Origin of the sequence: Pseudanabaena cinerea FACHB-1277 (genome assembly GCF_014696345.1) — a bacterium.
GTDB classification, from domain to species: Bacteria; Cyanobacteriota; Cyanobacteriia; order Pseudanabaenales; family Pseudanabaenaceae; genus Pseudanabaena; species Pseudanabaena cinerea.
The window spans coordinates 1-6688 of record NZ_JACJPY010000137.1 but is presented as its reverse complement, the minus strand read 5'-3'; the positions used below and the strand labels follow the sequence as shown (position 1 = coordinate 6688).

Genomic DNA, 6688 nt, shown 5'->3' with positions numbered 1-6688 from the left:
ATCGTTAAGTACAAGTTTTTGTAAATAACTTTGATAGAGGCGATCGCGCTCTGTCGCATCAGGCAATTTTGCCAAATCATTGCGCCTAGCCTTTTGCTGCATCATCCGCAGTTTTAAATTGCGATCGCGCCGTTCTTGACGCTCCGCCTCCGACTCAGGACGCTTGCGGACATACTTACCCGCAAAATAGCCGCCATTGGTTTCACCCAAATATTTCCAATCCACCAAACCAACATCACTGGGATGGGTCATGCAGAGGACAAAATCTTGATTATCCGAAGCAATTCGACATTTACCCTTGATGTCATCGCAGATAGGGCAAGGGCTATGGGACTTAGTAGGTGAAAACTTACGAGCAGAATACTGACTATTTAAAGAGGTCATTAATTTTGACCTCCAACAAGCCGAAACAAGGAAACCGATCTCACGATCTCCTGCAACACATCTAGTGACTTTAAAAACATCTAAGTTGTCCTGATTGTAAGGGTTGTAGGGACTTCAACCAGGAAACAGACAGACTTTTTGAGTTCAGTTCAATAATAAATTATTGGTTCTCGCAAAGAAATTTTAAAAATTTCCATTAAAAACTGTTGCTAAACTGATATCTTGCGTTAAGATATAGAAAAGCATTGAACAAAATTGCCCGCTAAAGCAACCTCTGTCCATTCCTGGATATTAAATTTAATAAAACCTTCAGGTTATCAAAGAGCTAGTGGTTCCAAGCACTGGCTTTTTTGGTATCTGAAGGGGAAAACGAATTAGTTAATCTCCTCTAGATAAAAATGGTGATTAAATCATACAGTGATTTACTTAGATTTGATCCACCCAAAATTAAAAAAGATCAAAATATTGTAGATATGCACCTAAATCCATGCGCTTTGAGATCCAGTTATTGACAATCGCTGATCGGTTGGTTATCTAGGGTACACTTTGGATTAATTTCATGACTAACTCTTGAAAGCCGCCAAACTCTGAGGCTTGAGTTAGATATTTGGGGAAGTGCTGCATCTGCTGTTGATAGTGACGTATATTTGCCACACCAACTGAAATCGGAAATTTGGCATGGTTAAACATGGCTTCATCATTGGGGCTATCACCAATTGTTAAGATATACTGACATCTTATTTCGGGGAAGTGATTTTATTGATCTGACCGTCAGCTTGCAAGAATATGCCACCATTCTCAGCGATCGCTCCTGCAATGGGTAAATAATTCACCAAGGCACTAACCCAACCTGCGGAGCGTCCTGTTACCAAGAGGACTTTAATTCCAGAGGATTGTAAATCTTGCAGTGTGGAGATGAAATTGGAGGAAAACTTTCCATTTTGGGTAAGTGTGCCATCAACATCGGAAGCAATGAGATGAATGTCAGACAAGTTGATGTTATTGAGAGAAAATAAATGCATAGTGTCTTGAATCTAGGCTTTTGTATGAATGAACGGGGAGATCACGAACGCAATAAAGCGATAAATCCTGCTTGCTCAAAATGTTTATCGTATGCCAATGCTTCTAGGATATTCTGTTGTTGCATGATGCAGAATGAGGAGCAGTCGGTGTGGCTCCATGCTTGATCGGGGCGTTGTTTGTAGAGAATTAGGGATTCTTGAAAATTACTAGCGGTTTGAGGAATAATTTTAATTGCGGGATTCTCTTGTAGGCTTTCAACGAAGTTTGCGGCGGCGTATCTCAGAAAGTTGCCACGTTTAGAAAAGTGATTTAGGATTTCTGTAAGCACCATTTCACTGGTGACAATTTGTACTTGAGTTAATGTGATGCTTAGATTTATGGCTTTGGAGTGAAGTATGTCTTGGGGATCGAGTAGGGCGATCCAGTATCCAGTGTCAGCAAAAACTGTTTTCATTCTTCAACCTTTGGAGAGCCATAGAGATAATGATCGTGGTTGATTGAGCCATCATGAGGGAGTTTGTCCCATTCTTCGGGGGGAACTTGAGCTTGAATTTCTTTAACGCGCTCTAATAGGTCGAGAATTCCGTTTGTTTTTGTTTCAGTCGCTTTATTGTTAACTTTGGCTTGCTGGCGTTGTTTGAGAAATAGGCAAAAGTCAAGGATTTCTTCAACTAATGAGTCGGAGGCTTGTTCGAGTTCTTGGCTAAGTTGCTCTCTAACTGTCATTTGTATATTCTCCTATTGTCACGCTCAATAATCTCTAGCTTAACTTACGAAAACACAAAGTCTAATGATAAAGGCATACCAAAGACTCACTTGATACTGTCTTTTAAGCTTCAGGAGTATTTTTTGCTGTGAGGCTAGTGCTTTTAGGTGGCTTATTAGCTTTTTTATCCTTGCTGGTGGGCGGATTAAGCTCATTGACTACTTTTTGACTTTCATCTGGGATATCAACTACTTTTTCGGTGGGAGCTTTGCCGTAGTCGAGGACTTGGGCATAGCGAACTACAGTTAAACGGATTTGTTTACCATCTTTGCCAAGAAAGCTAACCTCATCAAGTGTGCCTGTAATTGTGGGATTCCAGCCTTTGTCTAGGATATTTACACAATTGACGGCTTGCTTGCCCCACACTTCCGCGTGAATTTTGAGAGGCTCAAGCTCTTTCACTTCTTTGTCTTCAGCATTTTTACGGCGATTGACATAGAGGACTAGGTTACATACGACTGTTCCTGTTTCTTCAAATTGTTTGAGTTCAGGTTTTGCCGCCAGATATCCACATATGTGTGCAGTTGCCCAAGTCATTTATGTAACCTCAATCTCAAAATTTGGTTGATTTGCAGGATAGTTAATATTCTAAAATATTAATGTCTTTTGAGTGTATTAAAGTTACGCGATCGCAAATGGGTAAACGTAAAGCCCTACTTTCTCTAAAACTTCAGAGTTTTTCGGATCGGGACAAAGTTTGGGAAAAGCATAAGGTAAATGGTGAATTGGTGGCTACACATTATGCTGATAGCCAATTTGCCGATTATTCACGCAGGATCGCGCTTTGTGGGGAGTCTCTAGACTTTGAACTGGTTAATGATCAGCTTAAATTAAAAAATACTTGGTTTTGTCGGGTGCGGCATTGCCCGATCTGTCAGTGGCGGCGATCGCTAAAGTGGAAGGCTAAGGCTTATGCAATGATGCCGAAGTTAGTAGAAGATTTTCCGAAGGCGCGATGGCTATTTGTGACGCTAACGGTGAAGAATTGCGCGATCGCTGATTTACGAGAGACGATAACTTGGATGCATGAAGGATTTAAGCGGATGTCTAAGTTAAAAGCTTTTCCTGCAACGGGTTGGATTAAGGCGACTGAGGTAACGATGGGGCAAGATGGTTTGGCTCATCCCCATTTTCATTGTTTGCTGATGGTGTCACCGTCTTATTTTTCAGGTGCTTACTATTTGTCAAAGGAAAGGTGGGGCAGTATGTGGCAACAGTCGCTAAGGGCTGATTATGCGCCAATTATTGACATTCGGGCAGTGCAGAAGGGGGATGATTTGGCGGAGTTAATTCCCGAAATTTTAAAGTATCAAACTAAGGAATCGGATCTGACTGCGGATCGGGAGTGGTTGCTGGAGTTGACGCAACAGTTGCACAAAACAAGGGCGATCGCGATCGGTGGTGTGTTGCGGGATTATATGCGAGAATTAGCTAATGAGCCTGAAGACTTAACTGATGAGGTGACGGGAGAGCAAGGCGAAGAGAATGTTTTGACGTTTTCATGGCATGGGGATGAAAAACATTACATTCTTGAATACTAAGGAGTAAAAGTCGGCTATTAACCAGGAGGCATCCTACTAATCGGGCAATGCAAAATAGTATTGCCAGTAGCGCCCAGACCCTGAACGGTCAGCCATACAATCCTGTTTTTCAATTCAAGTTTCAAATCAAGCATACCAAGACCTTTCGGGTCGATTAAAGTCAAATCGATTGAATTGAGATTACAGTCTAACTTAGTCCCAATAACATTAGTCGAGGCTGAATCATGCAATCTGCCAATAAAAGTAGACATTGTTTAGTTCATCAAAAACGTTATCCCATAGCGTAGCGCTAACTGGGATTGTTGGGACTAAGTTCGCAAAGGAAAGGCTGCTTTAGAGCTAAACAGCCTCCCTTTTCACAAAGCGAAGCTAAGAAAGTTAAGCCACTTACAAACGAAGCAGAGAATGTCTCGCCGCCCCGCCAATTAAGGCTAGGGCGATCTATTTCGGAAAACATCAAAATACATAAACATAACTTGTCATCCATCAGAATTAAGGTAAATCATATTCATCTACTAGCGTAGCGTCCTTATTTGGGCATGCGACAACTAGACTTGATACAAGCTCAAATAAAGGGCGGACTAAGAACGGTATAATCTTGGATAAGGTCAATCAACACAAATTTTCCTGAATATGGCAACTTTTTCTTACAAAGACAGAAATTACACTGCAAGCTTTTCTGTAAATGCTAATAATCAACAGATTTTAGTTATTACTAATCCAGAAAAAGTGGAACTCCATATCAAAAATGGCAATCGCAAAGCAACTAGGAAAGACCTGCAAGGAAATAATCGAGAAATTGACTTAGAAGAGCCACAGCGCAAAGATTTTTATGATGGACTTATCGAAGAAGCTCGAAAGGTTGCCGAAAAAGAAGAAAATGATCGCAATGCAGAAAGTGTTTTTAATCAACAAGTTGACACAGAGTATGCGGGACAAGTACAAGATTTTAATAAAACCCTAAACATTGCCGTTGTTGGGAACGTTAGCTCTGGTAAAAGCTCCCTAATCAACGCTATATTAATGCGTAAGCGCGAAGACGCTGTTGCTGATGTCGGCGCTACATCTGGCGTGACAACAGAACTAAATATACTGCGGCTTAATGATGAACGAGTAAGGCTAATAGATTCCCCTGGACTTGGAGATATACGAAAAGAGAATAGTGCTGTCACCAAAGAATTTCTTAAACATATTGATATCGGAATCTTGGTAGTCACTGGTTCAGCTGACGCTTCTCAAAAACAGTATTTTGATGATTTGAGAGCAAATTGTACTCGCGTATTTTTAGTTTTGAATAAATGCGATCAATGGGATAATTACAGACCTCAAGCATTAGAAGACGTAAAAGAACAATGGAAACAATGCTTGGGAGTCGATAAAATCTATGCAGTGTGCGCGTTAGGCTATGATAAACAATTGCCTGATGACTTCCCTCTTGATATTAGAGGAGTAAATGAACTTAGGGAGGATGTAGATGTTTTTTTGGACTCAGAAGGAAAAAAGCTTCTATTCGCCCGACACATGGGCGATAAAAAACCTTATGCAAAAGGAATTATAATCGCTGCTGTATCTGCTGTTGGCATTCAAGCTATATTCCCTGGTAGAGCCGCTTTTATTACCGCTACACAGGTAGGCGCAATTGTTTCACTTTACTATCTTTACACAGGCAACATCTTATCTAAAGGGACTGCTTTAGCTTTATTACCTGTATTTATAGGTCAATCAGTTGCAACCAACCTTTTCCTTTGGGTTTCATCCATATTACCACCAACAGGAGTAGTAGAAGTTTCTGCTGCCATTACAGCAACTTCGATCACATACGCTATGTTAGCTGCTGTTGATTTTGTTCTCTTCAGTGGATTAGACCTTACAGAGAAAGATATTTTAAAGAATAAATATAATGAATATAAAAATTTATTAGGCTCTATCCTAAGACGATTAGGAATGACTGATGTCAGAAATCTAGGTTCTTTAAATTTCAAAGACATTATTGATGGATTGTTCTAATTAAATATGCGACATCCACTGACCGATGAAATTATGAACGAATTGCGCGATAGAGACATACAGCCAAATGGATAAAGTATTTACAAATGGATATTTGGAGAAACCAATGCTAGAAACCACTAAAGAAGCTATTAAAAGAGACATTGATCGCCTTAACGAGCAGCAACTAAAACAAATTGCTGACTTCATCGCGTTCATCAAATTCCAGACAAGATTTAGTCAACCAACAACAGATATTAGTCAATTTGCCAACCTCTATCAAGAATTTGCCGAAGAAGATCGACAACTAGCCGAAACAGGAATTTCTGAGTATGCCTCACTCCTAAATAGCGAGGACACACAATGAAAGTAGAACGCGGTGAAATTTGGTTAGCAAATCTCGACCCAACTCAAGGAGCAGAACAAGCTGGCACTCGTCCAATTATCATTTTCCAAGAAAACACAGTTTCCAAATTCACCAGCACCATTATCACAATTCCCCTCACAACAAACTTACGCCGCGCAGCCTTACCAACTTGCTTTCTAATTTCTAATGGACAAGGTGGACTAAATCAAGACTCAGTTGCACTCTGTCATCAGCTTCGAGTACTTGACAAAACTCGATTAATTAAACGAATAGGACAATTAGACTTTGAAGCGATCGCCAGACTAGAAAGCGTTGTACTGTTTACACTTGGCTATACAGACTGATGAAATCATGAACGAATTGCGCGATCTCCTGATTGACACATATAGCGATCGATTAATAGCGATGATCCTATTTGGTTCACAAGCACGCGGCGATGCAACCCCCGACTCAGATTTTGATGTCTTAATCGTACTCAAAGATCCTGTAAAAACAGGCAAAGAGATAGAAAGGACAGGCTCTGACGGGGCGACAAAAGATATGGGAAGTATGAGTAGATGGGGATTTGAGGATTTAAGATAAAAAAGATAGGTCAAGTCATAGTAAGTATGACCTATCTAG

At 40.5% G+C, this 6688-nt stretch carries 10 protein-coding genes and 1 pseudogene; 5 read left to right on the top strand and 6 right to left on the bottom strand.

Annotated elements, in window-relative coordinates:
- The 6 genes and pseudogenes from H6F44_RS21730 to H6F44_RS21710 form a co-directional block, all read right to left on the bottom strand.
- Positions 1-384, bottom strand: a pseudogene (locus H6F44_RS21730) (hypothetical protein); the annotation flags it as partial.
- A 534-nt stretch (positions 385-918) separates the two neighbouring features.
- On the bottom strand, positions 919-1074 hold the full coding sequence (locus H6F44_RS23390) for a hypothetical protein (RefSeq protein WP_242016697.1): 156 nt from the start codon (positions 1072-1074) through the stop codon (positions 919-921).
- Positions 1075-1121: 47 nt separating this feature from the next.
- On the bottom strand, positions 1122-1406 hold the full coding sequence (locus tag H6F44_RS23385) for an HAD family hydrolase (RefSeq protein ID WP_242016696.1): 285 nt from the start codon (positions 1404-1406) through the stop codon (positions 1122-1124).
- A gap of 41 nt (positions 1407-1447) precedes the next feature.
- Complete coding sequence (locus H6F44_RS21720) at positions 1448-1861, bottom strand: type II toxin-antitoxin system VapC family toxin (protein WP_190353180.1); 414 nt, start codon at positions 1859-1861, stop codon at positions 1448-1450.
- On the bottom strand, positions 1858-2133 hold the full coding sequence (locus H6F44_RS21715) for a hypothetical protein (protein WP_190353179.1): 276 nt from the start codon (positions 2131-2133) through the stop codon (positions 1858-1860). Before H6F44_RS21715 ends, H6F44_RS21720 begins: the two co-directional genes overlap by 4 nt.
- A 103-nt stretch (positions 2134-2236) precedes the next feature.
- Complete coding sequence (locus H6F44_RS21710) at positions 2237-2710, bottom strand: single-stranded DNA-binding protein (RefSeq protein ID WP_190353178.1); 474 nt, start codon at positions 2708-2710, stop codon at positions 2237-2239.
- 62 nt (positions 2711-2772) lie between these two features.
- Between H6F44_RS21710 and H6F44_RS21705 the strand changes: the two genes are divergently transcribed.
- The 5 genes from H6F44_RS21705 to H6F44_RS21685 all read left to right on the top strand — a co-directional run bounded on the left by H6F44_RS21705 (position 2773) and on the right by H6F44_RS21685 (position 6649).
- Complete coding sequence (locus H6F44_RS21705) at positions 2773-3714, top strand: protein rep (protein ID WP_199302236.1); 942 nt, start codon at positions 2773-2775, stop codon at positions 3712-3714.
- A gap of 633 nt (positions 3715-4347) precedes the next feature.
- The gene (locus tag H6F44_RS21700; protein ID WP_190353177.1) at positions 4348-5721 is read left to right on the top strand and encodes a GTPase; all 1374 of its coding nucleotides are present in this window, start codon (positions 4348-4350) and stop codon (positions 5719-5721) included.
- 106 nt (positions 5722-5827) lie between these two features.
- Positions 5828-6067 carry a hypothetical protein gene (locus tag H6F44_RS21695; RefSeq protein ID WP_190353176.1) on the top strand — a complete coding sequence of 80 codons (240 nt, stop codon included), beginning with the start codon at positions 5828-5830 and terminating at the stop codon, positions 6065-6067.
- Complete coding sequence (locus H6F44_RS21690; protein WP_190353175.1) at positions 6064-6411, top strand: type II toxin-antitoxin system PemK/MazF family toxin; 348 nt, start codon at positions 6064-6066, stop codon at positions 6409-6411. Before H6F44_RS21695 ends, H6F44_RS21690 begins: the two co-directional genes overlap by 4 nt.
- 7 nt (positions 6412-6418) lie before the next feature.
- Positions 6419-6649 carry a nucleotidyltransferase domain-containing protein gene (locus tag H6F44_RS21685; RefSeq protein WP_190353174.1) on the top strand — a complete coding sequence of 77 codons (231 nt, stop codon included), beginning with the start codon at positions 6419-6421 and terminating at the stop codon, positions 6647-6649.
- Positions 6650-6688 lie beyond the last annotated feature (39 nt).

Excerpts from the sequence above, each read along its gene's own strand:
- H6F44_RS23390 (WP_242016697.1), bottom strand. The coding sequence starts at position 1,074 with ATGTTTAACCATGCCAAATTTCCGATTTCAGTTGGTGTGGCAAATATA.
- H6F44_RS23385 (WP_242016696.1), bottom strand. The coding sequence starts at position 1,406 with ATGCATTTATTTTCTCTCAATAACATCAACTTGTCTGACATTCATCTC.
- H6F44_RS21720 (WP_190353180.1), bottom strand. The coding sequence starts at position 1,861 with ATGAAAACAGTTTTTGCTGACACTGGATACTGGATCGCCCTACTCGAT.
- H6F44_RS21715 (WP_190353179.1), bottom strand. The coding sequence starts at position 2,133 with ATGACAGTTAGAGAGCAACTTAGCCAAGAACTCGAACAAGCCTCCGAC.
- H6F44_RS21710 (WP_190353178.1), bottom strand. The coding sequence starts at position 2,710 with ATGACTTGGGCAACTGCACACATATGTGGATATCTGGCGGCAAAACCT.
- H6F44_RS21705 (WP_199302236.1), top strand. The coding sequence starts at position 2,773 with ATGTCTTTTGAGTGTATTAAAGTTACGCGATCGCAAATGGGTAAACGT.
- H6F44_RS21700 (WP_190353177.1), top strand. The coding sequence starts at position 4,348 with ATGGCAACTTTTTCTTACAAAGACAGAAATTACACTGCAAGCTTTTCT.
- H6F44_RS21695 (WP_190353176.1), top strand. The coding sequence starts at position 5,828 with ATGCTAGAAACCACTAAAGAAGCTATTAAAAGAGACATTGATCGCCTT.
- H6F44_RS21690 (WP_190353175.1), top strand. The coding sequence starts at position 6,064 with ATGAAAGTAGAACGCGGTGAAATTTGGTTAGCAAATCTCGACCCAACT.
- H6F44_RS21685 (WP_190353174.1), top strand. The coding sequence starts at position 6,419 with ATGAACGAATTGCGCGATCTCCTGATTGACACATATAGCGATCGATTA.